We start from the raw sequence: 26,969 nt of genomic DNA on the forward strand, positions 1-26,969 counted from the left end.
TCGACAGGGAGCCACACCATGGCCAGGTCATTCCGCGGGATCACCAACCTCGACATTCGCGACTCGGTTCCCGACTGGGGCCCGTACGAGCAGCCGAGGGCGCCGCAGGGCGCCCCGAATGTGCTGTACATCGTGCTGGACGACCTGGGTTTCGGGGCGCTGAGCTGCTACGGCGGCCCGATCGAGACGCCGAACATCGACCGGATCGCGGCCGGCGGGCTGCGCTACAGCCAGTGGCACACCACCGCCCTGTGCTCGCCGACCCGCTCCTGTCTGCTCACCGGCCGTAACCACACCGTCAACGGCATGGGCTGCATCAGCGAGGCGTCGATCGGGTTCCCCGGCGCCAACGCCCATGTTCCAGGTGAGTGCGCCACCCTCGCCGAGGTACTCGTCGAACGCGGCTACAGCACCGCGATGGTCGGCAAGTGGCACCTGTGCGCGGCCGACGAGATGAACCTGGCCTCCAGCAAGGCGAGCTGGCCGATCGGCCGGGGCTTCGAGCGGTTCTACGGATTCCTCGGCGGCGAGACCAACCAGTGGCACCCGGATCTGGTCCACGACAACCACCCGGTCGATCCGCCCTCCCGGCCGGAGGAGGGCTACCACCTCGGCGTCGACATCACCGACCGGGCGATCGAGTTCCTCGACGACGTGAAGACGATCGCGCCGGACCGGCCGGTGTTCCTCTACTACGCGCCCGGCTGCGCGCACGCACCGCACCATGTGCCGCGCGAGTGGGCGGACCGCTACCGCGGCCGGTTCGACGCAGGCTATGAGGCGATGCGTGACGAGATCCTGGCCCGGCAGAAGGAGATGGGCCTGATCCCGCCGGAGGCCGAGCTGCCGCCGCTGAACCCGATCGGCACCCCGGAGTCCCGCCGCGGACCCGACGGCCAGCCGTTCCCGATGCTGGATCACACCCGGCGCTGGGACACGCTCTCCGACGACGAGAAGCGGCTGTTCGCGAGGATGGCCGAGGTGTACGCCGGCTTCGTCTCGCATTGCGACGACCAGATCGGGCGCCTGCTGGACTACCTCGAGGACATCGGGCAGCGCGACAACACCATGGTGGTGCTGGTCTCCGACAACGGCGCCAGCGGCGAGGGCGGCCCCGACGGCTCGGTCAACGAGAACAAATTCTTCAACGGCGTGCCCGACGACCTGGCCGAGAACATGGCCATGCTCGACGAACTGGGCGGGTACCGGACCTATAACCACTATCCGAACGGCTGGGCGATGGCATTCGACACCCCGTTCAAGATGTGGAAGCGCTACTCGTTCAATGGCGGCACGTGCGATCCGTGCATCATCTCGTGGCCGGAGGGGATCGCCGCCCGCGGCGAGATCCGAGATCAGTACCACCATGCCATCGACGTGATGCCGACGGTGCTCGACTGTCTCGGCGTCGAGATGCCGGAGACGGTCAAGGGGTACACCCAGCACCCGATCCAGGGCGTGAGCATGCGCTACAGCTTCGACACCGCAGGCATCCCCAGCGCTCGGCACACCCAGTTCTATTCGATGCTCGGCACCCGCGGCATCTGGCACGACGGCTGGAAGGCCGTCACCACCCATCCGGCGATCAGCGGTTGGGGTCGTTTCCAGGACGACACCTGGGAGCTCTACAACACCGACGTCGATCGCACCGAGCTGCACGACCTCGCCGACGCCGAGCCGGGCAGGCTCGCGGAACTGGTCGGGCTGTGGTTCCACGAGGCGGGCGCCAACGGGGCGCTGCCGCTCGACGACCGCTATCCGGTCGAGATCCTCATGACGCCGCGCCCGCGGCCTGCCCCGCTCCGCACCCGGTATGTGTACCGGCCCGGCGGCGCCGCCGTGCCCGAGTCGGTGGCGGTGGCCGTGCGCAACCGCTCGTACTCGCTGGGGGCGCTCGTCGGCCTGCCGTCCCCCGGCGTATCCGGGGTGCTGTTCGCGCAGGGCGGCCGCTTCGGCGGGCACGCGCTGTACGTCCGGGACAACCGGCTGCACTACGTCTACAACTTCCTCGGCAGCGAGCAGCAGCGGATCAGCGCAACCGAGGAGCTGCCCACCGGCGACCGGATGATCCTCGGCGCCTCGTTCGACAAGGACGGCGAGGACCCGCCGGGCACCGCGCGAGGACTGCTCCGCCTTTATTACGGAGATCACCAGGTCGGGGAGGGCCGGATCCGGACCCAGCCGGGCGTGTTCGGCCTGGGCGGCACCGGGCTCACCATCGGCCGTGACGTCGGCGAACCGGTCACCGACGATTACCCGGGCGAAGCCCCGTGGGCCTTCACCGGCGGCGCGCTGAACCGGGTGGTCGTGGACGTCAGCGGCGAGGCCTACATCGACCTCGAGCACACGGCCGCGGCGATGCTGTCGAGGGAGTAGCGGCTCCGCCGCCCGTGCGCGAGTCGTACCCCGGCCGGGGTACGACTCGCGCACGGTTGCGTCAGTGCTTGCGGCGGCTGATCACGGCGGCCAGCGCGCCGCCGACCGCGCCGAGCGCGAGCGCGGTCGGGACGCCGATCTTCGCGGCCTTCCGTCCGGTGCGGTAGTCGCGGATCTCCCACCCGCGGTTGCGCGCGACCTCCTTGAGGTCGGCGTCCGGGTTGATGGCCACGGCGGTGCCGACGAGCGAGAGCATCGGCACGTCGTTGTGGCTGTCCGAGTACGCCGTGCAGCGCTTGAGGTTCAGGCCCTCGCGCACGGCCAGGGTCCGGACCGCGTGTGCCTTGCCCGCGCCGTGCAGGATGTCGCCGACCAGTCGGCCGGTGAACTTGCCGTCCTCGCTCTCGACGACGGTTCCCAGCGCGCCCGTCAGCCCCAGCCGCTTCGCGATGACCTGGGCCAGTTCCACCGGGGTCGCGGTCACCAGCCACACCTGCTGACCGGCGTCGAGGTGCATCTGCGCCAGCGCCCTGGTGCCCGGCCAGATCTTGTCGGCGATCAGCTCGTCGTAGATCTCCTCGCCGAGGCGGGAGAACTCCGCGGTCTCGCGGCCCGCGATGAAGGCCAGCGCCCGTTCCTTGCCGCTGGCGACGTCGTCGCTGTTCTCCTTGCCGGTCACCCGGAACTTGAGCTGCTGCCAGCCGAACCTGGCCATGTCGGCGAGCGAGATGTACTTGCGGGCGGCGAGGCCGCGGGCGAAGTGGATGATCGAGGCGCCCTGGACCATGGTGTTGTCCACGTCGAAGAACGCCGCCGCGGTCAGGTCGAGCGGCACGCCGCCCTCGGTCCCTCGGGCACCGAGTTCGCCGCCCGCCTCGGCCTCGCTCGTCGCCGCCTCGTGCAAGGCGATGGCGGCGTCCGCGCTGGCCTCACCTGCGAGACTGGCCCGCAGCTGGGCGTCGCTGGGCCCCAAGGGGTTCCTGCCGCGTCGGCGGGGACGCTTGGCGTCGAGCCAGCCGGCGCCCACTCCCGAGCCGGTCGGACCAGATCGACCAGGCACTCATACCTCCTGTGTTCGTCCAACTGCGGCCCACCCTATCCCCAGCCTCGGGGGCGCACCGGGTGGATCGCCGCCCGCGTGGCCGCTGTGACTTGCGTCTCCGCGGGCGGCCCGCGGAAGGCGCAGGTGGCGGTGGCACAGTGGAGCCATGACCGACCCCGCACACACCATCACCCTGCTGACCCGGGCCGGCTGCGGCTCCTGTGACGTAGCGCGCACTCAGCTGCTGCGGTTGTGTGGGGAATTCGGCCTCGAACTCGAATCGGTCGACGTCGACGTGGCCGCGGCGACCGATCCCGAGCTGCGCGCCGAGTACGGCGACCGGCTGCCGGTCGTCCTGCTCGACGGCCGTGAGCACAGTTACTGGGAGGTCGACGAGCCTCGGCTGCGATCGGATTTGACAATCTGAGGCCGACCTGACACCCCTCGCATCCGGACGCCGCGCAGGTCGCAGCGGGTGAATCCGGAATCCGGCGACTTTGTGCATGGGTTCACAAGCAGTTACCGTGGTGTGAACAGTCCCCCCGGATCAGCGTGAGAACCGGCCATGTGCATGGCCGGACGAGGAGCCACCAACGTGACCGAACAGCACCAGCCGCATGGGTTCTCTGCCCGTGGCGTCGCAGGGGCTGAGAACGCGTCTCGTTCCGGAACCGACGTCGCCCGCGCGGACACAACGGTGCGGGACCTGCCGCAGGCCACCGTCACCCGGCTCGCCACCTATCTGCGGGTGCTCGGTGTGATGGCCGACGACGGCACGCTCATCGTCTCCAGCGAGGAACTCGCGACCGCGGCCGGAGTCGGCTCCGCGAAACTGCGCAAGGACCTCTCCTTCCTCGGCCCGAACGGGGTCCGCGGCGTCGGATACGACGTCACCAAGCTGCGCGCCCGGATCGAGGCCGCGCTCGGACTGGACCGCGGCCACCAGGTGGTGCTGGTCGGCGTCGGCAGCCTGGGGCAGGCCCTGGCCCGTTACGGCGGGTTCGGCCGTCGCGGATTCACGATGGTCGGCCTGTTCGACCGAAATCCCGACCGGATCGGCAGTACCGTCGACGCGCTGACCGTTCGCGACGTCGCCGAGCTCGAGGCCGCGTGCCGCGAGCTGGACGCCACCATCGGGGTCATCGCGACCCCGGACGAATCTGCCCAGGAGGTGTGCGACCTGCTGGTGAATGCCGGTGTGCGCTGCATCCTGAGCTTTGCGGCCTCGCCGCTCGATGTCCCGAAACACGTCGAGATCCGCCGAGTGGATCTCGCCGTGGAGATGCAGGTGCTGTCCTTCCACAGCGCCCGCAACGCTGAAACCGAGCCCGCTGCGGCCTCGGCGGCGGTGGGGCTCCGCACGGCACGCTCGGCTTCGTCAGGCTCGGGTTCGACAACGAATGGATCGGTGATGGCACCGTGAGTGTTCTCCTGGTCGGGATCTCGCATCGCAGCGCTCCCGTCTCCGTCCTCGAGCGGGTCGCCATCGGCGACACCGATCGGCCGAAGCTGATCGACAAGATGATGAGCTCGGACCATGTCTCCGAGGTCATGATCGTCTCCTCCTGCAACCGGGTGGAGATCTATGCGGTGGTGGACGCCTTCCACGGCGCGCTCTCCGACGTGGGCGAGTTGCTCGCCGGGCACTCCGGCATGGAGCTGCCGGACCTGACCAAGCACGCATACGTGCGCTACAGCGAGGCGGCGGCCGAGCACCTGTTCGCGGTGGCCAGCGGCCTCGACTCGATGGTCGTCGGCGAGCAGCAGATCCTCGGCCAGATCCGGACCGCCTACGCGATCTCCGACAACCAGCAGGCCGCGGGCCGGGTGCTGCACGAGCTGGCTCAGCAGGCGCTGCGGGTCGGCAAGCGGGTGCACTCCGAGACCGGGATCGACCGCGCGGGCGCCTCGGTGGTGTCGGTCGCCCTCGACCGCGCCTCGGACCTGCTCGGTGACGGGCTCGCCGGGCGTACCGCCGTCGTGGTTGGCGCGGGCTCGATGGGCGGCCTGTCCGTCGCGCACCTGACGCGGGCCGGGATCGGCCGCGTCATCGTCGCCAACCGCACCAGGGAGCGGGCCGAGCGCCTCGCCGAGACCGTGCGGGCCGCCGGGGTGGACGGCACGACCGTCGACCTGGCCGACCTGCCGTCCGCGCTGGCCGAGGCGGACGTGATGGTGACCTGTACCGGCGCGGTCGGTGCGGTGGTCACCCTCGCCGACGCGCACCTCGCGCTGGCGAAGCGGGACTCCGCGCAGCGACCGCTGGTGATCTGCGACCTGGGGCTGCCCCGCGACGTGGAGCCCGCGATCGCCGGACTGCCCGGCGTGAGCATCTTCGACATGGCGGCCCTGCAGCGCGATCCGGCGGCTGGCGCGGCCGCCGCGGACACCGAGGCGGCCCGCGAGATCGTCGCAGGCGAGCTGGCCACCTACCTGGCCGGACAGCGTCTGGCCGAGGTCACCCCGACCGTGACCGCCCTCCGTCAACGCGCCGCCGACGTGGTGGAGGCCGAGCTGCTGCGGCTGGACTCGCGCCTGCCCGGGCTCGAGGATCCGCAACGCGACGAGGTCGCGCGCACCGTGCGCCGCGTCGTCGACAAGCTGCTGCACGCGCCGACCGTCCGGGTCAAGCAGCTGGCCAGCGCCCCAGGCGGCGACTCCTACGCGGCCGCGCTGCGCGAACTGTTCGAGCTGAGCCCCGGGTCAGCCGAGGCCGTCGCGACGCCGATGGAGATGCGCGCGGTCGAGCTCGCGGACGATTTCACGGCAGGCCACGAGGCCGAGGCGATGGACGTATGGAAGGGGATGCAGTCATGAGTGCAACCGCCGCATCCACCAGGGACACCACCGCGGAGCAGGCCCCCGCGGCCACTCTGCGCATCGGCACGAGGGGCAGCCTGCTGGCCACCACTCAGGCCGGCACCGTCCGGGACGCGCTGATCGCCGCGGGCCACCCCGCCGAGCTGGTGATCGTCAAGACCGCGGGCGACCAGTTCTCCGGACCGGTCGAGAAGATCGGCGTCGGCGTGTTCACCGCCGCGCTGCGCGAGGAGCTCGCCGCCGGGCACGTCGACATCGCCGTGCACTCCTTCAAGGACCTGCCAACCGCGCCCGACGAGCGCGTGGTCATCGCCGCCGTGCCAGAACGCGAGGATCCGCGCGATGCGCTGGTGGCGCGCGACGGGATGGTGCTCGGTGAGCTGCCTGCCGGCTCCCGGATCGGAACCTCCGCGCCGCGGCGCATCGCCCAGCTGCGGGCCCTCGGCCTCGGCCTGGACATCCAGCCGTTGCGCGGCAACCTCGACACCAGGATCGGCAAGGTCGCCAACGGCGAGCTCGACGCGGTCGTCGTCGCGCGGGCGGGGCTCTCGCGGATCGGCAGGCTCGACGTGATCACCGAGTCGCTGGAGCCGGTGCAGATGCTGCCCGCCCCAGCGCAGGGCGCGCTGGCCGTCGAATGCCGCGCGGGTGACACCGCGCTGATCGCCATCCTCGCCGAGCTGGACGACGCGAGCGCCCGCGCCGCCGTCACGGCAGAGCGCGCGCTGCTGGCCGAGCTCGAGGCCGGATGCACGGCCCCGGTCGGCGCGATCGCGGAGATCGTGGAGTCCATCGACGACGACGGCCGGGTGTTCGACGAGCTGTCGGTGCGCGGCTGTGCGGCCGCGCTGGACGGCTCCGATTCGATCAGGGCCTCGACCGTCGGACCGCCGGATCGCGCCGAGGAACTCGGTCGCGAGGTGGCCCGCGAACTGCTCGACCTGGGCGCCCGCGCCCTGATGGGCAAGGCGACCGAAAGCGATCCGGAGGGCGGACCGACCGATGAGTGAGCCATTGCCGTCGGCGCGCTCCTCGAAACCGCGCGCCCATTCCCATGTCCCTGACATTGCTAGACACATGAACGCACTGGAGAACAACCGATGAGCCGAGTCCGCAAGAACACCCCCGGACGGATCCTGTTCGTGGGCGCCGGCCCGGGCGACCCGGCGTTGCTCACCGTCCGGGCGCGCGACGTCCTCGCGGCCGCCACCCTGGCGTTCACGGATCCCGACGTCGACAAGGGCGTGACCGCGCTGGTCGGCACCGGACTGCTGGTCAAGGGTGAGGAGATCGACCCCGAGAACCCGCCGTTCGAGGTGCGCCCCGCGCTCGGCGAGCCGGCCGAGGTCGCCAAGACCCTGGTGGCCGAGGCCAAGAACGGGCACGACGTGGTCCGTCTGGTCTCCGGCGACCCGCTCACAACCGATTCGGTGATCGCCGAGGTCACCGCGGTGGCGCGGACCCAGGTGCAGTTCGAGATCCTGCCGGGCCTGCCCGCCGGATCCGCGGTGCCGAGCTACGCGGGCATGCCGCTGGGCTCCGGTCACACCGAGGTCGACGTCCGCGGCGAGGTCGACTGGGCCGCGCTGGCCGCGGCGCCGGGACCGCTGGTGCTGCACGCCACCGCGGGCCACCTCGCGGAGACCGCGAGCGAGCTGGTCGAGAACGGCCTGGCCCCGCAGACGCCCGCCGCGATCACCGTCCGAGGCACCACCTGCCAGCAGCGCACCGTCGAGGCCACCCTCGCGACGCTGAACGAGGCCGGCTCCGAGCTGGTCGGTTCGCTGATCGTGACCGTCGGCAAGGTGGTCAGCCAGCGCAGCAAGATGTCCTGGTGGGAGTCGCGCGCCCTGTACGGCTGGACCGTCCTGGTGCCGCGCACCAAGGAGCAGGCCAGCGAGATGAGCGATCGCCTCGTCACGCACGGCGCCATCCCCATCGAGGTGCCCACGATCGCGGTCGAGCCGCCGCGCAGCCCCGCGCAGATGGAGCGCTCGGTCAAGGGCCTGGTCGACGGCCGCTACCAGTGGGTGGTCTTCACCTCCACCAACGCGGTGCGCGCGGTCTGGGAGAAGTTCGAGGAGTTCGGGCTCGACGCCCGCGCGTTCTCCGGCGTCAAGATCGCCTGCGTCGGCGAGGCCACCGCGGACAAGGTGCGCTCGTTCGGTATCAACCCCGAGTTGGTGCCGTCCGGTGAGCAGTCCAGCGAGGGTCTGCTGGCCGAGTTCGCGCCGTACGACGACGTCTTCGATCCGGTCAACCGGGTGCTGCTGCCCCGCGCCGACATCGCCACCGAGACCCTGGCCGAGGGCCTACGCCAGCGCGGCTGGGAGATCGACGACGTCACGGCCTACCGCACCGTCCGGGCGGCGCCGCCGCCGGCCGAGACCCGCGAGATGATCAAGACCGGTGGGTTCGACGCGGTCTGCTTCACCTCGTCCTCGACCGTGCGCAACCTGGTCGGCATCGCCGGCAAGCCGCACGCCCGCACGCTGGTGGCGTGCATCGGGCCGAAGACCGCGGAGACCGCGATCGAGTTCGGCCTCCGGGTCGACGTGCAGCCCGAGACCGCTCAGGTCGGCCCCCTGGTGGAGGCGCTCGCCGAGCACGCCGCCCGGCTGCGTGCCGAGGGTGCGCTGCCGCCCCCGCGCAAGAAGTCCCGTAGGCGCTAGGCGCTGACGCGCCCGTGAGTCCTTTTGGCCCCCATGCGGGCCAGAAGGACTCACAGGCCCGACGAAGGAGGGCATCCATCTTTCCCGCCGAACGTCCCCGACGCCTGCGCACCACCCCGGCGCTGCGTCGCCTTGTCGCCGAGACCTCGCTGGAACCACGGCATCTGGTGCTGCCGATGTTCGTCGCGGACGGCATCGGCGAGCCGCGCGAGATCAGTTCGATGCCCGGCGTCTTCCAGCACACCCTCGACTCACTGACCCGCGCCGCCGCCGAGGCGGTCGAGGCGGGTGTCGGCGGGCTGATGCTCTTCGGCGTCCCCAGGACCGAGGACAAGGACGCCAACGGTTCGGGTGCGACCGATCCCGACGGCATCCTGAACCGGGCCCTGCGCGTGCTCCGCGCCGAGCTCGGCGACTCCACCGTGATCATGGCGGACACCTGCCTCGACGAGTTCACCGATCACGGCCACTGCGGGGTGCTCGCGGCGGACGGTCGGGTCGACAACGACGCGACACTGACCCGCTACGTCGACATGGCGGTTGCGCAGGCCGAGTCCGGGGCGCACCTGCTCGGGCCAAGCGGAATGATGGACGGACAGATCGCCGCGATCCGCGAGGGTCTCGACGACGCGGGCCATCAGGAGACGGGCATCCTGGCGTACTCCGCCAAGTACGCGTCCGCCTTCTACGGCCCCTTCCGCGAGGCCGTCGGGTCGTCGCTGTCCGGGGATCGCCGCACCTACCAGCAGGACGCCGCCAACCGGCGCGAGTCGCTGCGCGAGGTCGACCTGGACCTGGACGAGGGCGCGGACATGGTGATGGTGAAGCCGGCCATGTCGTACCTCGACGTGCTGCGGGAGGTCGCCGACATGTCCACGGTTCCCGTTGCGGCCTACCAGATCTCGGGTGAGTACTCGATGATCACCGCCGCCGCGCAGAACGGCTGGATCGACCGCGACGCCGCCGTGCTGGAGTCGCTGCTCGGCATCCGCCGCGCGGGTGCGGACATCGTGCTGACCTACTGGGCCGCCGAGTTCGCAGCCCGGTTGTGATGGTTACGGTGGTGTCATGACCGCCCCATTGCCGCCAGCGCCCCCGACCGGCCCCGCCGCGCAGGACCAGCGACCCGCGGCGCCCGTCGACGTGGGTACCGCCTTCCAGTTGCTGTGCGGGGTCGCCGCTCTCGGTGTGGTGAACCTGTTCGCCACCCTGGCGATGGTGGCCGCGGATCGGAAGACCTTTGCCGATCAGCTGATCAAGGACGTGCACGCCCAGGATCCGACGGTGGAGATCAGCACCTCGGCGGCCGAGGGTCTGCTGCTGGTCGGGCTCGGCGTCACCGCGCTGCTCGGGCTGGCGCTGACCGGCCTGTACCTGCTGTTCGTGTTCAAGATGCGCAGCGGCAGGAACTGGGCCCGGATGCTGGTCACCATGATCGGTGTGACGATGGTCTTCTTCGCGATCCCCGCGCTGTTCGGGCTCGGCGCCGGTGGCGGCGTGGCCGGGATGGTCGCGGGCGGGGCGGGGATCCTGCAGGCGGTGCTGTCCGTCGGTGCGGTGATCCTGATGCATCGGAGCGAGTCGAACCGGTACTTCGTGCCCGGACCGAAGGCGCAGTAGCCGTCATGGGTGACGCGCGGGCCCGTCCTCGCCCTGTCGATGTCGCGTACGGGCTGTGGCTGGTCTGTGCGGCGCTGCTGGTGCTCTTCGGGTTGTTGGCCCTGACGTCGCCCGGCACCGCGATACGTGAGCAGCTGGTGGAGCACGGTGCAAACCCCGACAGCGTGGACGAGTTCATCGTGCTGCTGCGTGGCTCCGGCGCCGTCTCGCTACTCACCGGGCTCGGCGTCGGGCTGATGGCGGGGCCGACGAGGGCGGGGGATCCGCGTTTTCGGCGGGCGGTCGTCGCGCTGTCGGCGGTGTTCTTCGTGCTGCAGCTCGGGCTGCTGGCGACCGGTCTGGGTCAGGTGCCGACGCTGCTGGTCTCGCTGCTCGCGCTGGTGGCCAGCGTGCTCGTCTACCTGAGGTCCTCGGCGGAGTGGTTTGCCGGTGAGTGACGCGGCCGAGCGGATCCTGTTCGAGGAACCGGGCGGACGGTGGTGGCTGGTCGCGCTCGGCCCCGCGCTGTGCCTGGTCGTGCTCGTCGCGGACGCGATCATCGGTTCGGGTGTGCACTGGCTCGGGTTGGCGCTGTTCTCGGTGCTGCTCGCGGGACTGGTCGCCCTTCAGGTGGTGGCGGCGCGGCGGCACGCGAGCGTGCTGCTCACCCCGGCGGTGTTGCGCAACGGCGCCGAGACCCTCGGGGTGGCCGATATCGCCCAGGTCCTGCCCGAGGCGGATCCGTTCGCCGAGGATCTGGAGCCGTGGGAGAGCGCCCCGTCGCTCGGGGAGCTGTCCGGGGTGCCGCGACGCCGTACCGCGATCGGCCTGCGGCTGCGGGACGGTTCGGTGGTGCGGGCGTGGGCGCGGGACGGTGACGGGTTGCGGACCGAATTGGAGCGGCTGGTGGCGGACGAGGCGGAGGACGGTGAGCGGTGAGCGAACGGATGACGCGGATCCTGGAGCTGGTCCTGGCGGTGCTCGCTACCGCGGCCGCGGTCTGGTGCTGGTGCAGGGGCGTGCAGACCTCGGACTTCGCGCCCGCGATGGACGGCGCGCCCGCGTTCACCGGCACGCACTACTCGGGCACCTGGATCGGGGCGGCGACCGCGCTGGTGATCGTGGCCGGCTTGTTGGTGATCGACGTGGTCAGGAGGCGGCACCGCGGCGGTCCGCAGTGACCGGTCGAACAGCGGCCCGCCCTGGCGGCTAGTACCCACGGGGGGTATGGTAGGGGCATGAACGGATACTCCCCGGAGAAGGACGACCTCCTCAAGCGGCTTCGCCGCATCGAGGGACAGGTCGCGGGCATCTCGCGCATGGTCGACGACGACCGCTACTGCATCGACATCCTGACCCAGGTGTCCGCGGCGACGAAGGCACTGCAGTCGGTCTCGCTGAAACTGATGGACGCGCACCTCGCGGGCTGCGTCGTCGAGGCGGCCAAGAAGGGCGGCCCGGAGGCCGACGCCAAGGTCAAAGAGGCCTCGGACGCGATCGCCCGTCTCGTCCGCTCGTAGGAGAAATTCTGATGCAGAGCACATACACCGTCATGGGCATGACCTGCGGGCATTGCGTCGCCTCGGTCACCGAGGAGGTCGGCGCCATTGCCGGTGTCACCGAGGTGCTCGTGGACCTGGCCAGCGGGGAGGTCCACGTGACCAGTGAGTCCGAGCTCGACCCGCGGGCCGTCGCCGAGGCGGTCGAAGAGGCGGGCTACGAGCTGGCGTCATGACCGCCGCCGCGGGTCGTGACGCGCTGGACACCGTCGACGTCGCGGAGCGCGAGCTCGACCTCGATCTCGGCGGGATGACGTGCGCCTCCTGCGCGAACCGGATCGAGCGCAAGCTGGCGAAGATCGACGGCGTCCGCGCCACCGTCAATTTCGCCACCGAGCGGGCCCACGTTCGCTATCCGGCGGGCGTGCAGCCCGCCGAACTGGTGTCCGCGGTCGAGTCTGCGGGCTACTCCGCGGCCGTGTCGGTCCCCGCGGGCCCCGCCGCTGCCGGGCCCGCGGAACCGCCGCCGGATCACCTCGGCAGGCGCCTGGCGATCTCGGCGGTGGCCGCGGTCCCGGTCGTCGCGCTCTCGATGATCCCGGCGCTTCAGTTCGACTACTGGCAATGGGTGGCGCTGGCGCTGACCACCCTTGTGGTGTTCTGGGGCGGTTACCCGTTCCACCGGGCGGCGCTGACGAACGCCCGTCACGGCAGCTCGACGATGGACACGCTCGTCTCAATCGGCACCCTCGCCGCATACGGATGGTCGGTGTGGGCGTTGGTGTTCGGCACCGCTGGGCATATCGGGATGACCCACGAGTTCGCGCTGCGGTTGGGCGCGCACGATCCGTCGGGACAGATCTATCTCGAGGTCTCCGCCGCGGTCACCGTCTTCCTGCTCGCGGGCAGGTGCGCGGAGTCACGGGCCAAGCGCCGCGCCGGCGCCGCGCTGCGGGCGCTGATCGAGGTCGGTGCCAAGGACGTGGCGGTGCTGCGAGCCGACGCCGAGCGACGAATCCCGGTGGGCGAGTTGCGGGTCGGGGACCGGTTCGTGGTGCGGCCGGGGGAGAAGATCGCCACCGATGGGCGGGTGCTCGAGGGCGCCGCGGCCGTGGACGCGTCGATGGTCACCGGTGAGTCGGTGCCGATCGAGGTGTCCGGCGGTGACGCCGTCGTCGGCGGCACCGTGAACACCAACGGGCGGCTCGTGGTGCGAGCCGAGAGGGTCGGCGCCGACACCCAGCTGGCCCACATCGCCGCGCTCGTCACCGAGGCGCAGAACGGCAAGGCCGCGGTGGCGCGGCTCGCGGACCGGGTGTCTGCGGTGTTCGTCCCGGTGGTGCTGGTCATCGCGGCGGCGACACTGACGGGCTGGCTGGTCACCGGGCACGCAGCGACGGAGGCCTTCACCGCCGCGGTCGCGGTGCTCATCGTGGCCTGCCCCTGTGCGCTCGGATTGGCCACGCCCACGGCGCTTCTGGTTGGCACAGGTCGCGGCGCCCAGCTCGGAATCCTGATCAGGGGGCCCGAGGTGCTCGAGCAGACCAAGCGGATCGACACCGTCGTGCTGGACAAGACCGGCACCGTCACCACGGGCCGGATGACGCTCGACGAGGTGGTCGCGGCGCACGGCGAGAGCCCCGATCGAGTGCTGGCGCTTGCGGCCGCGGTGGAGGGCGCGTCGGAACATCCGGTGGCCCGGTCGATCGCCGTCGCGGGCGGCCCGGCGCCGTCGGTGACGGAGTTCGAGAACCGCCCCGGGATCGGCGTCGTCGGACTGGTCGACGGGGTCCGGGTCAGTGTCGGGCGGCCGGACGGCCCGATCCCCGCGGAGCTGCGGTCGGCGTTCGCGGCCGGGCGTACCACCGTCGCGGTGGCCTGGGACGGCGCGATTCGCGGCGCCATCACGGTCGCCGACGCCGTCAAGCCCACCAGCGCGGAGGCGGTCGCGCAGATCGTGGCGCTCGGCATGACCCCCGTGTTGTTGACCGGCGATCGTGCCGAGGTCGGGCACGCGGTGGCGCGGAGCGTCGGCATCGACCGGGTGATCGCGGAGGTCCTGCCCGCCGACAAGGTCGCGCATGTGGCGGGCCTGCAGCGCCACGGCGCCGTCGTCGCCATGGTCGGCGACGGCGTGAACGACGCGGCGGCGCTCGCCACCGCGGACGTCGGGCTGGCGATGGGAACCGGGACGGACGCCGCGATCGAGGCGGGCGATCTGACCCTGGTGCGCGGCGACCTGCGCTCGGTGCCGCAGGCGATCCGGCTCTCGCGGGCCACGCTCGGCACCATCAGGGCGAACCTGTTCTGGGCGTTCGCCTACAACGTCGCGGCCATCCCGCTGGCCGCGCTCGGCCTGCTGAACCCGATGATCGCGGGCGCGGCGATGGCGCTGTCCTCGGTGTTCGTGGTGGGGAACAGTCTGCGGTTGCGGAGATTCCGCTGACACCCAGCCCTGCCGATTTGCGCTGACCTCACGTCAACTTGAACACTGTTCAAGTTGACGTGAGGGCAGGGAGATCGGTGAAGCAGGCAGTGACAGGTCGTGGAGAGGTTCGGCACACCCGGGTGGTGGTCATCGGGGCGGGCTTCGCCGGGCTCGGCATGGCGGCAGGCCTGACCCGAGCGGGTCATGACGACTTCATCGTGCTCGAGAAGGCCGAGGACGTCGGCGGCACCTGGCGGGAGAACACGTACCCCGGCTGCGAGTGCGACGTGCCGTCCGCCCTTTACTCGTATTCCTTCGAACAGCAGGCGTGGGGCGGAGTCCGGGCATCGCAGCCGGAGATCCTCCGCTACCTCCGCAAGGTGAGCGTCAAGTACGGCCTCCGGGACAAGATCGAGTTCGGCGTCGAGGTCGAGCGCGGTCATTGGGACGAGGTCGACGGGCGGTGGCACCTGTTCACCACCACCGGCCTGGAGTTCGTGGCGCAGTACCTGGTGGTCGGCACCGGAGCCCTCCATCTGCCCAAGGTGCCGAAGACACCGGGGGCCGCGTCCTTCGGTGGGCCCGCGTTTCATTCGGCGCGATGGGACCACAGCGTCGACCTCACCGGCAAGCGGGTCGCGGTCATCGGAACCGGCGCGAGCGCGATCCAGATGGTGCCCGAGCTCGCGGCCGTGGCCGGCTCGGTCCAGCTGTACCAGCGCACGCCGCCCTGGGTGTTGCCGCGCCGGGAGGCCGGGCGGCTCACGCGCGCGGTCGGGCGGGTACCGGTCCTCCGCGGACTCGTCAGGAGCCTGACCTACTGGAACGCCGAACTGCTTGCCATCGGCCTCAACGGGCGCCCAGCCCTGACCCGGCCGATGGAGTGGCGGGCCGAGCGGCACCTCCGCCGCCAGATCCCGGACCCCGCTCTGCGGGCGAAGCTCACCCCGGACTACCGGATCGGCTGCAAGCGAATACTGCGCTCCGACAACTACTTCCCGGCGGTGGCCCGGCCGGGCACGGAGCTGATCGCGGACCGGATCGCCGAGATCACGCCGGACGGCATCGTCACCGCGGACGGGACGACCCGCGCGGCGGACGTCATCGTGTACGCGACCGGTTTCCGGGTGGCCGGCTCGCTGGCCCGGCTACCCCTCGCCGGCCGCGACGGGGTGACCCTGCAGGAGCGGTGGATGCGGGACGGGATCCGAACCCATCTGGGCATCTCGGTCTCGGGCCTGCCCAACGCGTTCTTCCTCACCGGGCCCAACACCGGGCTGGGGCACAACTCGGTGGTGTTCATGATCGAGTCACAGGTGCGGTACGCGCTGCGGGCGATGGAACTGGTCGACCGCGAGCGTGTGAGCGCCCTCGACGTCCGCGCGGACGCGCAGGCCGCCTTCCACGACGACCTGCACGCGCGCCTGGGCACCGCGGTCTGGAGCACGGGTGGGTGCTCGAGCTGGTACGTCGACGCCAACGGAACCAACCACTCTGTGTGGCCGGGATTCTCGTGGCAGTACTGGTTGCGGACCCGGCGGGTGAGCAGGCGCGACCACCATCTCCTCTGAGGTCGACCGGCGACAGTCGTGGCCGGGGCGGACCGACGTCGGGCACGATGGGGAGATGATCCTTGTCGTCGACGACGATCCCTCGGTGCGGGAGGCCGTCGTGACCGCGCTCGAACTCGATGGACACGAGGTGCGGTCGGTGGGCGACGGGAGCGCGGCGCTGGCGGCGATCGCGCAGGACACCTTCGCGGCGATGGTGCTCGACGTCATGATGCCGGGTGTCGACGGGCTGTCGGTGTGCCGGCTGCTGCGGGGGCAGGGCGATCGGATCCCGATCCTGGTGCTGACGGCCCGCTCCGAGGTGGGCGACAGGATCGCCGGGCTCGACGCCGGCGCGGACGACTACCTGCCGAAGCCCTTCGACATCGATGAACTGGCGGCCAGGGTGCGGGCGCTGCTGCGCCGGGCGGCGCCCCCCGAGGCGGTGGAATTCGGGGACCTCACGATCGACCCGGAGACCCGGCGCGGTGTCCGTTCGGGTCGGAGCATCGAATTCACGCAGACCGAGTTCGCGCTGCTCGAGCTGCTGCTGGCCAATGCCGGTCAGACGCTGACGCGGGAGGTCATCACCGACCGGGTCTGGGGGCACGACTTCGGACCCCAGTCCAATTCGCTGGCCGTCTACGTCAGCTATCTCCGCACGAAGCTGGAATCGGGCGGCGAGCCGCGCATCATCCAGACCGTCCGCGGCCTCGGCTATCGGTTGGCGCCGCCGTGAGGCGGGGCCGCCTGCCCATCCGGACGCGCATGGCGATCGTCACGTCGCTCGCCGTGGCGGCGGTGGTGCTCGCCTGCGCGGCCGGGGCCTACTGGATCTCCTCCCGCGAGGTGTACCGGAGCCTGGATCTCGGACTGATCCGGGAGGCGACCGCGCTGCAGCTGCAACTGCACGCGGGCAAGGACCTGGGCGATGGGACCGAATGCGCGACGCTCGCCTCGCCTGCGTGCTTCGAGGTGCTCGAGACCGTGGACGAGCGGCCCGTCGTGCTGCCGGAACCGGAGGGCGTCGACGCCGTCATCAGAGGCGAGTCGGATCCATTCCTGACGAACATCGATCTCGTGGGCCTTCCCGGTCGGATGTACGTGACCCCGCTGCTGGACGGCGGTGCGCTGTTGGTCGCCGTCCGCGCCGATCAGCAATTCCGGGCGCTGGACCGGATCGCCAGGTTCCTTGCGTTGCTGTGCGGCGTCGGCATCGTGATCAGCGCTGCGCTCGGCTACGCGGTGGCGCGCTACACGCTCCGGCCGGTCGCCCGACTCTCCCGCGAGGCGCAGTGGGTCGCGAAGGAACGCGACCCGAGTCGGGAGATCGTCGTGGACGGCTCCGACGAACTGGCGCAGCTCGGCGAATCGATCAACACCATGCTGCGGGCCCTCGACGACGCTCTCCGCGCGCAGCGTCAGCTCGTCTCCGACGCCTCGCACGAGCTGAGGACACCGTTGACTGGGATCATCGCGAACGCCGAACTGCTGGCGAGAGGCGACGGGTTGACCGACGAGCAGCAGACAAGGGTGCGGGCGGCGCTGGCACGCAGCACCGCCGACATGCGCACGCTGATCGACGACATCGTCGACCTCGCACAGGGATCCGAACCGGATATCGCGGCCGAGGACGTGGCGTTCGACGACGTCGTGGCGGAGGTCGTCGAGGCTGCCCGCGCGCACTGGCCGGAGATCGACTTCCGGGTTTCGGTCAGCGCGCACACCGTGCACGGAACCCGCGCGCGGCTGGCGAAGCTCGTCTCGAACCTGGTCGACAACGCGGCCAAGTTCAGCGCGGCAGGCGGCGCGGTCGACATCGCCCTTGCGGAGGGCGTCCTCACGGTGCGCGATCACGGCCCCGGCATCGACGAGGCGGACCTGGGTCTGGTCTTCGAGCGCTTCTACCGATCGGCGCGCTCGAGGGGCACCGCGGGGTCCGGGCTCGGTCTCGCCATGGCGCAGCAGATCGCCCGAGCACACGGGGCGATGATCACCGCGGCAAATGCATCCGACGGCGGTGCGCTCTTCGCGGTGCGGTTGCCACCCTCCCGGTGAGCCCGTCTGCCGCTCGGCGGGCTGCTCTGATCTTTCTCTAACGTTCGGCGCCTACTTTCGCTGATCATGAGAGCACTGAAATCGACTCGAGCTGTCGCCACGGCAACGGTGGGCGCCGTGGCATTGGCGCTCGCGGCAACGGGATGTTCTGCAGGGCAGTCTGATTCGGCGATACGCGTGGACGGGAGCTCGGTGATCGTGCCGATTGCGGGCGGTGAGGCGCGGGTTGACGTGAACGACCTGACCGTTCGCGGCCCCGTCGAGCTGTCCGCCGCCGCTGCGACGGACCTGGGAGCACCCGGGAAGATCTCGGTGGACGCCGACCGCGCGCACTGGTCGTATCCCGAACGCGGTCTCGACGTCACGGCGAGCGTGCGGGACGGTCGGCTCGTCGTCGACATGACCGGCGGCGGCGATCAGGAGCTGGCGTGGCCGGTGACGGGCGCGGGTGCGCGGGACCTGCAGTTGCCGCGGGGTGAGGGGCTGAGCATCCCGGTCGACGACGTCTTCTGGAACGACCCCGACACCGGCCTGGTCGGGGAGGAGGGCGAACGGCTGCAGGACCTGACCATGCCGTTCTGGGGATACAGCGCAGGCGCGCTCGGTGCGAGCTACCTGGTCCCGACCGACATCGGCACCACCCTCGGGTTCAGCTCGGTCGATGGCCGGCTGCGCGGCACGTCCGTGCACGAGTTCAGTGAGGCCAGGGGCACCGGCACGTACACCGTGGCACTGTCGGTCACCGACGGATCGCCGGTGGCAGCGGCGAAGGACTACCGCGCGCTGCTGCTGCAGCAGGGCGGCCTGCGCACCCTGAAGGAGAAGATCGCCGAGAACCCGGACACCGAGAAGCTCGTCGGCGCCTTCCACGCCTACCTGTGGGGCGACGGCCGCACCCCCGAGTCGATGCGCAGGCTCGAGGAGCTCGGCCTCTCGAGAATGTGGCTGGGCTACGACTCGGACGAGCAGCCGATGAGCAGAGAGGCCGTCGAGACGGCAACGGCCGCGGGCTATCTCGTCGGCCCGTACGACACCTTCGGCAACGCGCAGGACCCGGCGGGCGAGGTCGACAATCCGTCGTCCCGATGGCCCGACGGGGTATGGCCGGGGGACTGCGTCGTCGACGAGAACGGCGAGCGGGTGGGCGGATTTGGCGGCAGGGGCTGCTACCTGAGCTCGCAGGCGCTGGCTGCGCGTCCGGACCTGTTGGCGAGTCGGGTCGCCGCAAAGGTGGACAACGGTGCGAACAGCTATTTCCTCGACGTCGATGCGACGGGTGAGGTGTTCGACGACCACAGCCCCGATCATCGGATGACCCAGTCCGGGGACCGGCAGAACCGCCTCGATCGCATGGGGGTGATCGGCGAGGACCTGGTGCTGGGATCGGAGACGGTCGGGTCGTGGGCCAACGGCGTCGTGGCTTTCAGCCACGGCTCGAGCACCCCGGTGCTGAACGACCTCTGGAAGGTGGAACGGGACAAGGCGACGTGGGGTGCGTACTGGGGGAAGAACGGACCGGCGGCCTTCTTCAAGCCGGTCGAGTTGCCGGCGAAGCTGCGAACCGGGATGTTCGACCCGAAGTACCGTGTGCCGCTGTACGAGACGGTGCTGCACGATTCGGTGGTCAGCACGGATCGGTGGGAGCTCTCCTTCAACAAGCTGCCGTCCGAGCAGACCACCCGCGCGCTGCTCGCGATGCTCTACAACACGCCGTTGAACTACGCGCTGAACGCACAGACCATCGCGGAGGAGGGTCCGCGGATGGCGACCATGCAGAAGTTCTTCGCCACCATCCAGGAGGCCGCCGGAACCGAGCCGATGACCGACTTCCGCCGGCTGACCGAGGATCGCACGGTGCAGCGCACCACCTTTGGCGACGGAACGCTCGAGGTCACGGCGAACTTCGGCGACCGCGCTTTCGAGGATGCCGACCTCGGCGCGGTGCAGCCGGGCTGCGTGGCCGCATCGATCGGCGGCGAGGTGACGACGCTGTGTCCGTGACGAGACGCCGCGGGCGGGCCGCCGATCAGCCGCCCAGCATCGCCGCGCCGAGCGTGGACTCCGGCACCGCGAACCCCTCGATCAGGGTCAGGGCGTGCGGGCGCAGGGTCCGACAGCGTTCGTTGACGCCGCGGGTCACCGCCTTCGCGCGCTCGACGGACAGGTGCCGGTGCTCCATGAACCAGGCCTTGTCGTCCTCGATGACCGTGAGCGCGTACAGGTCACACAGGTCACCGAGCAGGTCGGCGGCCTCCTCGTCCTCGCACGAGTCGATGCCCGCGACGAACGCCTCCAGCACCACCCGGTCGATGTGCGCCTCGGCCGCGCGCAGCACATGGTCCTGCACGGAGTTGAAGGCGTCGAACGGGTCGTCCTCGCGCTTCTGCGCGCCCTGCAGCCGCCGGGCCGCCGTGGACAGCAGGTATTCCTCGCGATCCTCGAACATCTTCAGCTGCGTGCCCCGGTTGAACAGGCTGCCGTCCTCCTCGTTGTCCTGCCGGGTGTCGAGGATGGTCTGGATGATCTGCTGGGCCGCGGTGCGCTTCTTGACCACGTCGGAGACGGTGGTGGCGGCGAAGCGCATCCAGTCGACGGGACTCATGCCGCGCACCTCGTCGGCATACGCGGTGAGCAGCTCCTTCGCGACCAGCTGGGTGAGCACGTGGTTGTCGCCCTCGAAGGTGGTGAACACGTCGGTGTCGGCCTTGAGCGCGACGAGCCGGTTCTCGGTGAGATACCCGGCGCCGCCGCAGGCCTCGCGGCATTCCTGGATAGCGCGGGTGGCGTGCCAGGTGTTTGCGGCCTTGAGCCCGGCGGCCCTTGCCTCCAGCTCGCGCTGCTCCTGCGGGTCCACCTCGTCCGCGGTCTGGATGTCGTGCAGCCGGGTCACCAGCTGGTTCTGCGCGAAGTGCAGGGCGTAGGACTTCGCGATCAGCGGCAGCAGCCGGCGCTGGTGTACCAGATAGTCCATGATGAGGACCTCGTCATCATTCTTGGGCTTGTCGAACTGCCTGCGCTGCAACGCGTATCGGGTCGCGATGCTCAGCGCCACCCGGGCGGCGGCGCCCGCGGCCCCGCCGACGGTGACGCGGCCGCGGATCAGGGTGCCCACCATGGTGAAGAAGCGCCGGTTCGGGTTCTCGATCGGGGAGGAGTACGTCCCGTCCTCAGCCACGTCGGCGTATTTGTTGAGCAGGTTCTCCCGCGGCACCCGCACCTGGTCGAAGACGATCCGGCCGTTGTCGACCCCGGGCAGACCGCCCTTGTGGCCGCAGTCGGAGGTGGTGACCCCCGGCAGGTCGGCGCCGTCCTCGCCGCGGATCGGCACCACGAAGCAGTGCACGCCCCGTGACGTCGCCTCCTCGCCCGGTGCCGCGGTGATCAACTGGGCGAATACCGCTGCCATCCGGGCGTGTTGGGCCGCACCGCCGATGTAGTCCTTGCGGGACGACGGTGTGGGGGAGTCGATCACGAATTCCTGCGTGGCCGGGTCGTAGGTCGCGGTGGTCTCCAGTGCCTGGACGTCGCTGCCGTGGCCGGTCTCGGTCATCGCGAAGCAGCCGAGCAGGTCGAGATCGATCAGCGGCTTGACGTAGGCCGCGTGATGGCGTGCGGTGCCCAGGTTCTCGATGGCGCCGCCGAACAGACCCCACTGGACGCCCGCCTTGACCATCAGCGAGAGGTCCGACATGGCGAGCATCTCGATGCTCGTCACCGCGGCGCCGACGTCGCCGGTACCGCCGTGCGCGGCCGCGAAGCCGTTGGCCGCGTAGCCGGATTCGGCGAGAATCCGCATCTGATCGAGCGCCGTGGCCCTGGCGGCCTTGAGGTCGGGGGTGAAGTGCGGGGCGAATTCCTCGCGGGTCAGGTCCACCCGGACCTTCTCGCGCACCTCCCGCCACTGCCCGTCGAGTGTGGTCCGCAGGTGGTCCGCTGTGGTGGCCATGAGTCCGACGGTAGCGCAGCGATGGCCGCCGTGCGCCGGCGTCGCGGCGCGTTCCGGCGCGCGGGTCGACGGTGCCGCTCGGAGGGTGCCCACAGTCCTATGCTGACCTCGCCAGGTCAGGGTCGAGATGCCGATGCGCGAGGACGACGATGATCACGCTGATACCCGACAACCAACGCCGCACCCTCGACGAGCTCGGCGATCGCCTGGACCTCGAGGTCGGCGATGTCACCGCGAAACGGTCGGCCTACTGGCTGATGTTGCTGCTGTCCGCGACGATCGCCGTCGCAGGCGTGATCAGCGACTCCACCGCCACCGTCATCGGAGCGATGATCGTGGCCCCGCTCTCGACGCCGATCCTGGGCATCGGGCTCGGCATCGTCACCGCGCGGGCCGGGGCGGTGGGCCGGAGCCTGCTGTACGTCCTCGTCAGTGCCATCGCCGTCGTCGCGCTCGGCGCGTTGATCGCGCAGCTTCTCCCGAATCCCACCAATGTGCTGACCAATTCGCAGGTGACCGGGCGGACCTCGCCGACCCTGATGGATCTGCTGGCCGCGATCGCGACCGGGTTCGCCGGATCGATCGCCATCGCCCGGCGCGACGTCGGTGACGTGCTCCCCGGCGTGGCGATCGCGATCTCGCTCGTGCCGCCGCTGGGAGTGGTCGGGGTCTGCCTCGGGTCGGGGGCGCCGTCCCTCGCCGCCGGGGCGCTGGTGCTGTTCCTGTCGAACATGCTGGCCCTCGTCACCGCCTGCACGATGGTCCTCATGCTCGCGGGCTACGCGCGTGATGCGGCCGAAACCCCCGGGACAGTTCGGCGCACTCGCGCCTACCTCGCCATCGCCGCGGCGTCCGTCGTCGTGGCCGTCCCGATGGTGCTCAATTCGCTCTCGAGTCTCTGGGCGAGCCAGGTGCGCGATGCCACGGAGCAGTGGCTCAGCGGGACCCCGTCCGCCGAGGTCGGCACGGTCACGGTCCAGTCGGACACCGTCCTCGTCGATGTCACGAGCCCGGCCGACCTACCACCGATCGACGACCTCCAAGCCTCGGTGGACGAGATCGTCCCCTGGAATCCGGCCGTGGTGGTGCAACACACCGTCGGTCAACGAGTCGAGGGCGACGGGTAGCGGTTCACCTCCTGCGCGGCACCGCGGGCAGGATCGTCCCGGTCACCGCGCCGAGCCCGAACCGTCCGCCTGCGGGGGAGGGCGCGGTGGCCGCGATGGTCACCACGTCGCCGTCCTCGAGGAAGGCGCGGGTGCTGCCGTCGGCCAGGGTGATCGGTGCCCGGCCCGCGTCGGTCAGCTCGATCAGCGACCCGACCTGGTCGCGTCCGGGCCCGGAGACGGTCCCCGAGGCGAACAGGTCACCGGTGCGCAGGCGGGCGCCGTTGGCGGTCAGGTGCGCCAACATCTGTGCGGGCGACCAGTACATCCCGCGGTAGCGGGGCCGGGAGACGACCTGCCCGTTCAGCTGGACCTCGAAATCGATGTCCAGGCCCCAGTTCTCGGTGTCGCGCAGGTATTCGAGCGGCTCCGGGTGCTGCGGCCCGATGGGCAGCCGGGCTGCCTCCAGCGCGGCCAGGGGTACCACCCACGGCGAGATCGAGGTGGCGAAGGACTTGCCGAGGAAGGGGCCGAGCGGCACGTACTCCCAGGACTGCAGGTCGCGGGCGGACCAGTCGTTGAGCAGGACGACGCCGAAGACGTGATCGGCGAAGTCCGCTGTCCGGATGCAAGTTCCGAGATCGCTCGGGGTACCGACCACGAAAGCCAGCTCGACCTCGATGTCGAGCCTGCGGGTCGGACCGTCGGTTGGCGACGACTCGTCCGGGGCCTTGCGCTGGCCGGTCGGCCGCACGATGGCGGTGCCGGACGGTACGACCGTGCCGGCGCGGCCGTGATAGCCGATCGGCAGGTGCTTCCAGTTCGGCGGTAGCGGCGGCTCGCCGGGACGGAACATCCGACCCAGGTTGGTGGCGTGCTGCTCGGACGCGTAGAAGTCCACATAATCGGCGACGTCGAACGGCAGGTGCATCTGCACCTCGGACAGCGGGTGCAGATACGGCCGGATCCGCTGCCGGTTCGCCGGGTCCGTCACCAGCGCGGTGATCTCGGCGCGTACCTCCGCCCAGCGGGCGCGACCGAGGGCGAGGAAGGCGTTGAGGGTGGTCGACCGCAGCGCGGCCTCGTCGATGACGGAGGTGAGGTCGAGCACCTGGTCGTCGATCGCGACGCCGATGTGCCGGTGCAGGGCGCCGGTGGAGAACACGCCGTACGGGAGTTCAGCCCCGCTTGCGACTGCTTGCAGGTCGCTCGAAACAACACCGTCGGTCATTCCTGGGCCCCTCCCAGTCCGAAAGTGGCAGGGCCGCCGCCCGATCGGGTGGGCGCGAGGCCGAGCCGGACCGCCTCGAGCATCGGGGTCTCGGTGTCGCACGACCCGAAACAGGTCAGCACCGCCCGGGCAGGCACCGGGTCGTGCAGCGCGCGGGCGACCCCGCGCAGCCGGTCCCGGTCCTCGTCGGCCAGCATCGCGGCGGTCGCCGCGGCCGATCCGGATCGCGCGGCGTCCGCGGCCAGCACCAGGTTGAGGAACCCGTGATGGGTGAGGCCGGTCGCCGGGTCGATCTGCCGGATCGCGTGGTGCAGCCCGGCCGTGGCCTTGGCGGGCACCCCCGCGCCCGCGGCCGCGACCAGCGCGACGGCCAGCGCGGCCGGCGTCGGGAACAGTTCGGCGTCGGTCCCGCCGCAGCGCAGCTTCACCCCGAGCGGCGCCCCGTCTCCGGCCCGGCGCTCGGCCAGCGCGGAGATCACCCCGGCGGTGTCGGCGAACGTCGCTGGCTCCACGAACAAGGGCACCGCCGCTTTCGCGCCCCCGGCGGCATCGATCAACGCAGCCAGGTCCCCGTGTCCCGCCATCAGCCTCGACTCGATGCCCACCAGCTCGGTGCAGGGGGAGTGGTGTAGTGCCGCAAGGGCATCCGCGAGTACCGGCACGTCCGCGGTGATCAGCACCGCGAACCGGTCGTCGGCATCGAGGTGGCCGAGCAGCTCGGGGATCCGCGACGCGGGGCACACGAACCGGTGCGTGAGCATCGGTTGACCGGACGCGAGGTCGCGGCGGTGGCGGGTCACCGCCGCCGCCATGTCGAGCCCGGCGGGTTCGAACAGGCCTGCGTCGTCGACCAGGTGCGCGAGTAGGGCGGTCATGACGACGGCCCCCGACCCGACCAGGACCAGGCATACGAGGGATCCTCGACCGCCAGCCCGCCCTCGCCCAGCGCGAGCGGCCGGAACGTGTCGACCATGACGGCGAGCTCGTCGAAATACTCGGCGCCGATGCTGGCCTCGGCCGCCCCCGGCTGCGGTCCGTGCGCGATTCCCCCGGGGTGCAAGGAGATCGAGCCGCGACCGATGCCAGAGCCCTTGCGCGCCTCGTAGTCGCCGTCGACGTAGAACATGACCTCGTCGGAGTCCACGTTGGAGTGGTAGTACGGCACCGGGATGGCGAGCGGGTGATAGTCGACCTTACGCGGCACGAAGTTACAGATCACGAACCCCGCTCCCTCGAACACCTGATGGGCGGGCGGGGGCTGGTGCACCCGTCCGGTGATCGGTTCGAAATCGGCGACGTTGAAGGTGTACGGGTAGAGGCAGCCGTCCCACCCGACCACATCGAACGGGTGGGTGGGGCAGACCAGGCGGGTGCCGACCAGCCCGGTGTTGCCGCGGTGCTTGACCAGCACCTCGACGTCGGTGCCGTCGCGCAGCAGCGGCTCGGTCGGTGCGTGCAGGTCGCGTTCGCAATAGGGTGAGTGCTCGAGCAGCTGTCCGAATCGTGACAGGTAGCGGTGGACGGGCCCGATGTGGCTGCTCGATTCGATCGCGTACGCGCACAACGGTTCACCGGGGTTCGGCAGCCACCGATGGGTGGTGCCGCGCGGGAGCAGGACGTAATCGCCGCGGTGGGCGCCGAACGCTCCGAACACGGTCTCGACGGTGGCGGATCCGGACTCGACGAAGACGCACTCGTCGCCGACGGCGTTCCGGTACAGGGGCGAATCCTGCTGCGCCGCGACGTAGGAGATCCGGACGTCGTCGTTGCCGAGCACTAGCCGTCGACCGGTCACGGGGTCGGTGTCCCCCGGGCTCCGCGCCAGCTCGTGGAGCTTGAGGTGCCGCGACCGGAGGGGGTGATTGGGCGTCAGCGACTGGTCGGGGAGTTCCCATGCCGTCGAGTCGACGATCGCCGAGGGGGTGCCGAGGTGGTACAGCAGCGCGGAGTCGGAGGAGAAGCCCTCCTCGCCCATGAGTTCCTCGCGATAGAGGTCGCCGCCGGGCGCGCGGAATTGCGTGTGTCGCTTCGGTGGCACCTGGCCGACCTGGCGGTAGAAGGGCATGGCGTTCCTCCCGGCGTCGCGCTTCGGACCGCCCCCTCGGCCCCGTGATGTGATGCGGATCACATCAGTCGCCACTATATCGCCGCTGGCCTGGCAGATAGCTAAGTCCTGGGTCTAGACTCAGCACTGTGACGTGCACCCTCTCCGAAACCCTCGCCGTGGTCGGCGAGCGGTGGGCCCTGCTGATCGTGCGCGAGGTCGCGCTCGGCCTCCGCCGCTTCGACGAGCTCCGGGCCGCCACCGGCGCGCCGCGCGGGGTGCTGTCGGACCGCCTGCAGCGGCTCATCGCCGCGGGCGTGCTGGCCACCAGGGACTACCGGGTCCCGGGCAGCCGGGCCAGGCAGGAGTACGTCCTCACCGATGCGGGGCTGGACCTGCTGCCGGTGCTGGCCGCGTTCTCCGACTGGGGGGAGAAGCACCTCGCCGACGGCGGGGTGCCCGAGGTGGTCTACCGGCACACGGGCTGCGGCGGCCGGGTGACCGCGCGCCTGGTGTGTGAATGCGGCGGGGACGCGGACGTGCACGACCGAGTCATCGCCCAGGTCAACCGCTGAGTTCGACGCTCGACCCCGCAGCA

25 protein-coding genes are annotated in these 26,969 nt (G+C 70.7%); 20 read left to right on the forward strand and 5 right to left on the reverse strand.

Going from position 1 to position 26,969, the window contains the following annotated elements; genetic code table 11:
- The first annotated feature begins 18 nt into the window (after window positions 1-18).
- Window positions 19-2,376: an arylsulfatase gene (locus tag C8K38_RS03540; protein WP_097210266.1), complete on the forward strand. Its 2,358-nt coding sequence runs from the start codon at window positions 19-21 to the stop codon at window positions 2,374-2,376.
- 61 nt (window positions 2,377-2,437) lie between these two features.
- On the opposite strand, the gene C8K38_RS03545 is transcribed toward C8K38_RS03540, so the two are convergent.
- On the reverse strand, window positions 2,438-3,436 hold the full coding sequence (locus C8K38_RS03545; protein ID WP_097210267.1) for an HAD family hydrolase: 999 nt from the start codon (window positions 3,434-3,436) through the stop codon (window positions 2,438-2,440).
- Between the two features lie 148 nt (window positions 3,437-3,584).
- Here C8K38_RS03545 and C8K38_RS03550 point away from each other — a divergent pair, with 148 nt between their 5' ends.
- The 17 genes from C8K38_RS03550 (at window position 3,585) to C8K38_RS03630 (ending at window position 20,045) form a co-directional block, all read left to right on the forward strand.
- On the forward strand, window positions 3,585-3,845 hold the full coding sequence (locus C8K38_RS03550) for a glutaredoxin family protein (RefSeq protein WP_097210268.1): 261 nt from the start codon (window positions 3,585-3,587) through the stop codon (window positions 3,843-3,845).
- A 168-nt stretch (window positions 3,846-4,013) separates the two neighbouring features.
- Window positions 4,014-4,841: a redox-sensing transcriptional repressor Rex gene (locus C8K38_RS03555; protein WP_373560219.1), complete on the forward strand. Its 828-nt coding sequence runs from the start codon at window positions 4,014-4,016 to the stop codon at window positions 4,839-4,841.
- Window positions 4,838-6,235, forward strand: coding sequence for a glutamyl-tRNA reductase (locus C8K38_RS03560; RefSeq protein WP_097210269.1), 1,398 nt, complete (start codon window positions 4,838-4,840; stop codon window positions 6,233-6,235). The genes C8K38_RS03555 and C8K38_RS03560 overlap by 4 nt, the downstream gene beginning before the upstream one ends.
- On the forward strand, window positions 6,232-7,248 hold the full coding sequence (gene hemC / locus C8K38_RS03565) for a hydroxymethylbilane synthase (RefSeq protein ID WP_097210270.1): 1,017 nt from the start codon (window positions 6,232-6,234) through the stop codon (window positions 7,246-7,248). The genes C8K38_RS03560 and hemC overlap by 4 nt, the downstream gene beginning before the upstream one ends.
- 90 nt (window positions 7,249-7,338) lie before the next feature.
- Complete coding sequence (locus C8K38_RS03570) at window positions 7,339-8,910, forward strand: uroporphyrinogen-III synthase (RefSeq protein ID WP_097210271.1); 1,572 nt, start codon at window positions 7,339-7,341, stop codon at window positions 8,908-8,910.
- A gap of 77 nt (window positions 8,911-8,987) precedes the next feature.
- Window positions 8,988-9,962 (forward strand): porphobilinogen synthase, encoded by a 975-nt coding sequence (gene hemB, locus C8K38_RS03575; RefSeq protein ID WP_097210357.1) that lies wholly within the window; start codon window positions 8,988-8,990, stop codon window positions 9,960-9,962.
- A 16-nt stretch (window positions 9,963-9,978) separates the two neighbouring features.
- Window positions 9,979-10,530 carry a hypothetical protein gene (locus tag C8K38_RS03580; protein ID WP_257017041.1) on the forward strand — a complete coding sequence of 184 codons (552 nt, stop codon included), beginning with the start codon at window positions 9,979-9,981 and terminating at the stop codon, window positions 10,528-10,530.
- Between the two features lie 5 nt (window positions 10,531-10,535).
- On the forward strand, window positions 10,536-10,967 hold the full coding sequence (locus C8K38_RS03585) for a hypothetical protein (protein ID WP_097210272.1): 432 nt from the start codon (window positions 10,536-10,538) through the stop codon (window positions 10,965-10,967).
- On the forward strand, window positions 10,960-11,448 hold the full coding sequence (locus tag C8K38_RS03590; protein ID WP_097210273.1) for a hypothetical protein: 489 nt from the start codon (window positions 10,960-10,962) through the stop codon (window positions 11,446-11,448). Before C8K38_RS03585 ends, C8K38_RS03590 begins: the two co-directional genes overlap by 8 nt.
- Window positions 11,445-11,690, forward strand: a complete 246-nt coding sequence (locus C8K38_RS03595) for a hypothetical protein (RefSeq protein ID WP_257017042.1) — start codon at window positions 11,445-11,447, stop codon at window positions 11,688-11,690. The genes C8K38_RS03590 and C8K38_RS03595 overlap by 4 nt, the downstream gene beginning before the upstream one ends.
- Before the next feature lie 57 nt (window positions 11,691-11,747).
- Entirely contained in the window at window positions 11,748-12,029 is a 282-nt protein-coding gene (locus C8K38_RS03600; protein ID WP_072842629.1) for a metal-sensitive transcriptional regulator, read from the forward strand.
- A gap of 11 nt (window positions 12,030-12,040) precedes the next feature.
- A complete protein-coding gene (locus C8K38_RS03605; RefSeq protein ID WP_179800442.1) occupies window positions 12,041-12,244 on the forward strand; it encodes a heavy-metal-associated domain-containing protein in 204 nt (67 codons plus the stop codon).
- On the forward strand, window positions 12,241-14,454 hold the full coding sequence (locus C8K38_RS03610) for a heavy metal translocating P-type ATPase (RefSeq protein ID WP_097210276.1): 2,214 nt from the start codon (window positions 12,241-12,243) through the stop codon (window positions 14,452-14,454). Before C8K38_RS03605 ends, C8K38_RS03610 begins: the two co-directional genes overlap by 4 nt.
- 77 nt (window positions 14,455-14,531) lie before the next feature.
- Entirely contained in the window at window positions 14,532-16,007 is a 1,476-nt protein-coding gene (locus C8K38_RS03615) for a flavin-containing monooxygenase (RefSeq protein WP_257017043.1), read from the forward strand.
- Between the two features lie 55 nt (window positions 16,008-16,062).
- Entirely contained in the window at window positions 16,063-16,725 is a 663-nt protein-coding gene (locus C8K38_RS03620) for a response regulator transcription factor (protein WP_097210277.1), read from the forward strand.
- 29 nt (window positions 16,726-16,754) lie between these two features.
- Window positions 16,755-18,044: a HAMP domain-containing sensor histidine kinase gene (locus C8K38_RS03625; protein ID WP_097210278.1), complete on the forward strand. Its 1,290-nt coding sequence runs from the start codon at window positions 16,755-16,757 to the stop codon at window positions 18,042-18,044.
- 192 nt (window positions 18,045-18,236) lie between these two features.
- Window positions 18,237-20,045 carry a glycoside hydrolase gene (locus tag C8K38_RS03630; RefSeq protein ID WP_179800443.1) on the forward strand — a complete coding sequence of 603 codons (1,809 nt, stop codon included), beginning with the start codon at window positions 18,237-18,239 and terminating at the stop codon, window positions 20,043-20,045.
- A gap of 25 nt (window positions 20,046-20,070) precedes the next feature.
- Here C8K38_RS03630 and C8K38_RS03635 read toward each other — a convergent pair whose 3' ends face one another.
- Window positions 20,071-21,990: an acyl-CoA dehydrogenase family protein gene (locus C8K38_RS03635; RefSeq protein ID WP_097210360.1), complete on the reverse strand. Its 1,920-nt coding sequence runs from the start codon at window positions 21,988-21,990 to the stop codon at window positions 20,071-20,073.
- 149 nt (window positions 21,991-22,139) lie between these two features.
- On the opposite strand from C8K38_RS03635, the gene C8K38_RS03640 reads away from it, so the two are divergent.
- Window positions 22,140-23,117 (forward strand): DUF389 domain-containing protein, encoded by a 978-nt coding sequence (locus C8K38_RS03640; RefSeq protein WP_097210280.1) that lies wholly within the window; start codon window positions 22,140-22,142, stop codon window positions 23,115-23,117.
- 4 nt (window positions 23,118-23,121) lie between these two features.
- Here C8K38_RS03640 and fahA read toward each other — a convergent pair whose 3' ends face one another.
- Genes fahA through C8K38_RS03655 form a run of 3 tightly spaced genes read right to left on the reverse strand, consistent with a single transcriptional unit; the run spans window position 23,122 to window position 26,392 of the window.
- On the reverse strand, window positions 23,122-24,327 hold the full coding sequence (gene fahA / locus C8K38_RS03645) for a fumarylacetoacetase (protein WP_097210281.1): 1,206 nt from the start codon (window positions 24,325-24,327) through the stop codon (window positions 23,122-23,124).
- The gene (locus C8K38_RS03650) at window positions 24,324-25,202 is read right to left on the reverse strand and encodes a hypothetical protein (protein WP_097210282.1); all 879 of its coding nucleotides are present in this window, start codon (window positions 25,200-25,202) and stop codon (window positions 24,324-24,326) included. The genes fahA and C8K38_RS03650 overlap by 4 nt, the downstream gene beginning before the upstream one ends.
- Entirely contained in the window at window positions 25,199-26,392 is a 1,194-nt protein-coding gene (locus tag C8K38_RS03655) for a homogentisate 1,2-dioxygenase (RefSeq protein ID WP_097210283.1), read from the reverse strand. Before C8K38_RS03655 ends, C8K38_RS03650 begins: the two co-directional genes overlap by 4 nt.
- 128 nt (window positions 26,393-26,520) lie before the next feature.
- Between C8K38_RS03655 and C8K38_RS03660 the strand changes: the two genes are divergently transcribed.
- Window positions 26,521-26,946 (forward strand): winged helix-turn-helix transcriptional regulator, encoded by a 426-nt coding sequence (locus C8K38_RS03660; RefSeq protein WP_077040672.1) that lies wholly within the window; start codon window positions 26,521-26,523, stop codon window positions 26,944-26,946.
- Window positions 26,947-26,969 lie beyond the last annotated feature (23 nt).

This window comes from Rhodococcus sp. OK611, assembly GCF_003050885.1.
Taxonomy (GTDB): Bacteria; Actinomycetota; Actinomycetes; order Mycobacteriales; family Mycobacteriaceae; genus Rhodococcus_G; species Rhodococcus_G oryzae.

What these genes read in the sequence shown, in the direction of transcription:
- C8K38_RS03635 (WP_097210360.1), bottom strand. Translation starts at nt 21,990, where the DNA reads ATGGCCACCACAGCGGACCACCTGCGGACCACACTCGACGGGCAGTGG.
- C8K38_RS03620 (WP_097210277.1), top strand. Translation starts at nt 16,063, where the DNA reads ATGATCCTTGTCGTCGACGACGATCCCTCGGTGCGGGAGGCCGTCGTG.
- hemC (WP_097210270.1), top strand. Translation starts at nt 6,232, where the DNA reads ATGAGTGCAACCGCCGCATCCACCAGGGACACCACCGCGGAGCAGGCC.
- C8K38_RS03625 (WP_097210278.1), top strand. Translation starts at nt 16,755, where the DNA reads ATGGCGATCGTCACGTCGCTCGCCGTGGCGGCGGTGGTGCTCGCCTGC.
- C8K38_RS03605 (WP_179800442.1), top strand. Translation starts at nt 12,041, where the DNA reads ATGCAGAGCACATACACCGTCATGGGCATGACCTGCGGGCATTGCGTC.
- C8K38_RS03570 (WP_097210271.1), top strand. Translation starts at nt 7,339, where the DNA reads ATGAGCCGAGTCCGCAAGAACACCCCCGGACGGATCCTGTTCGTGGGC.
- C8K38_RS03610 (WP_097210276.1), top strand. Translation starts at nt 12,241, where the DNA reads ATGACCGCCGCCGCGGGTCGTGACGCGCTGGACACCGTCGACGTCGCG.
- fahA (WP_097210281.1), bottom strand. Translation starts at nt 24,327, where the DNA reads ATGACCGACGGTGTTGTTTCGAGCGACCTGCAAGCAGTCGCAAGCGGG.
- C8K38_RS03585 (WP_097210272.1), top strand. Translation starts at nt 10,536, where the DNA reads ATGGGTGACGCGCGGGCCCGTCCTCGCCCTGTCGATGTCGCGTACGGG.
- C8K38_RS03655 (WP_097210283.1), bottom strand. Translation starts at nt 26,392, where the DNA reads ATGCCCTTCTACCGCCAGGTCGGCCAGGTGCCACCGAAGCGACACACG.
- C8K38_RS03650 (WP_097210282.1), bottom strand. Translation starts at nt 25,202, where the DNA reads ATGACCGCCCTACTCGCGCACCTGGTCGACGACGCAGGCCTGTTCGAA.
- C8K38_RS03580 (WP_257017041.1), top strand. Translation starts at nt 9,979, where the DNA reads ATGACCGCCCCATTGCCGCCAGCGCCCCCGACCGGCCCCGCCGCGCAG.
- C8K38_RS03540 (WP_097210266.1), top strand. Translation starts at nt 19, where the DNA reads ATGGCCAGGTCATTCCGCGGGATCACCAACCTCGACATTCGCGACTCG.
- C8K38_RS03640 (WP_097210280.1), top strand. Translation starts at nt 22,140, where the DNA reads ATGATCACGCTGATACCCGACAACCAACGCCGCACCCTCGACGAGCTC.
- C8K38_RS03600 (WP_072842629.1), top strand. Translation starts at nt 11,748, where the DNA reads ATGAACGGATACTCCCCGGAGAAGGACGACCTCCTCAAGCGGCTTCGC.
- C8K38_RS03550 (WP_097210268.1), top strand. Translation starts at nt 3,585, where the DNA reads ATGACCGACCCCGCACACACCATCACCCTGCTGACCCGGGCCGGCTGC.